The 1,434-nt window shown below is 37.7% G+C and carries 1 protein-coding gene; it reads left to right on the forward strand.

The features are described 5' to 3' along the window. Positions 1 to 1,434: flagellin (locus tag FBF10_RS08475; RefSeq protein ID WP_165433914.1), on the forward strand; the 1,434-nt coding region annotated here is incomplete at both ends.

Here is a 1,434-nt window from a genome sequence, read left to right on the forward strand (position 1 = left end):
ATTTAAATAGTAAAAGTTTAGATGCTTCTTTAAGCAGACTTAGTTCAGGTCTTAGAATCAACTCCGCAGCAGATGATGCTTCAGGGATGGCGATAGCAGATAGTTTAAGATCTCAAGCTAATACTTTAGGTCAAGCTATATCTAATGGTAACGATGCTTTAGGTATCTTACAAACTGCTGATAAGGCTATGGATGAGCAACTTAAAATCTTAGATACAATCAAAACTAAGGCAACTCAAGCGGCTCAAGATGGACAAAGTTTAAAAACAAGAACTATGCTTCAAGCAGATATCAACCGTTTAATGGAAGAACTTGATAATATCGCAAATACTACTTCATTTAACGGTAAACAACTTTTAAGTGGGAATTTTATCAATCAAGAATTTCAAATCGGCGCAAGTTCAAATCAAACTATAAAAGCTACTATAGGAGCAACCCAGTCTTCTAAGATAGGTTTAACACGCTTTGAAACAGGAGGAAGAATTTCAACTAGTGGCGAAGTACAATTTACTCTTAAAAATTACAATGGTATAGATGATTTTCAGTTTCAAAAAGTTGTGATTTCAACTTCAGTTGGAACAGGACTTGGAGCCTTAGCAGAAGAGATCAATAAAAGTGCTGATCAAACAGGTGTTAGAGCCACTTTTACAGTAGAAACTAGAGGTATAGCTGCAGTTAGGGCTGGAGCTACTTCAGATGACTTTGCTATTAATGGGGTAAAAATCGGTAAAGTAGATTACAAAGATGGTGATAGCAACGGTGCTTTGGTTTCTGCAATTAACTCGGTTAAAGATACTACTGGAGTTGAAGCTTCAATCGATGCTAATGGACAGCTTTTACTTACTTCAAGAGAAGGTAGAGGGATTAAAATCGATGGTAATATAGGTGGAGGTGCTTTTATCAATGCTAGCATGAAAGAAAACTATGGCCGCTTGTCTTTAGTTAAAAACGATGGTAAAGATATTTTAATCAGTGGTACCAATCTTTCTTCTGCAGGCTTTGGTGCAACTCAATTTATCTCTCAGGCTTCTGTTTCTTTAAGAGAATCAAAAGGACAAATTGATGCTAATATCGCCGATGCTATGGGATTTGGTTCTGTAAATAAAGGAGTTATGCTAGGTGGCTTTTCTTCTGTTACTGCTTATATGAGTAGTGCAGGAAGTGGATTTTCGGCAGGTTCAGGTTATTCTGTAGGTAGCGGTAAGAATTATTCTACAAGTATATCTGGAATTGCAGTAGCCTTTTCAAGTGGATCGGGTCTTTCTGCAGTATACAATGTGTCTGCAGGCTCAGGTTTTTCTAGTCAAAGCGGACTTTCTCAGTTTGCAACCATGAAAACTTCAGCAGGAAATTCTCTTGGCGTAAAAGATGAAACCGCAGGTGTAACCACACTTAAAGGCGCTATGGCTGTGATGGATATAGCTGAAACGGCTA

Source organism: Campylobacter sp. CFSAN093249 (genome assembly GCF_011067895.1).
Lineage (GTDB): Bacteria > Campylobacterota > Campylobacteria > Campylobacterales > Campylobacteraceae > Campylobacter_D > Campylobacter_D jejuni.